The following is a 322-nucleotide window of genomic DNA, read 5'->3' as shown; positions in this document are numbered from 1 at the left end:
GTCGCGCAGCATAGCAGCAGGACGAGCATTAACTTGCTTCGCAAAAGATTGATAATCCGATGTTTCACCTGTCTTTACTGCGGTTTGCAAGGTGCTGACTACGTCTGGGTTGTAGGCGTGGTATTCGCCGCCATGTACGTATTTGAGTAAGCCACCATGTTCCAGTGGTTTACGCTTAGTCCATGCTTTACGAGATAGATTATAGATATCTTGTTGGAAGTCGCTAAAGCTAGCACCTTGGATACGAGTCGTTACGCCACGGAAACACAAATCAACGACATCGGTATGTAAACCGACCGCCTCAAATAACTGCGAGCAGCGA

The 322-nt window shown here is 47.5% G+C and carries 1 protein-coding gene; it reads right to left on the bottom strand.

What is annotated here, in order from left to right; all coding sequences use genetic code 11:
* Window positions 1-322 (bottom strand): hypothetical protein (locus tag AB4486_RS27455; protein WP_372119958.1); only part of this gene is annotated, 322 nt, incomplete at both ends.

Source organism: Vibrio sp. 10N.222.55.C6 (assembly GCF_041473395.1).
GTDB lineage: Bacteria > Pseudomonadota > Gammaproteobacteria > Enterobacterales > Vibrionaceae > Vibrio > Vibrio crassostreae_C.
This window is presented reverse-complemented; position numbering and strand designations above follow the sequence as displayed.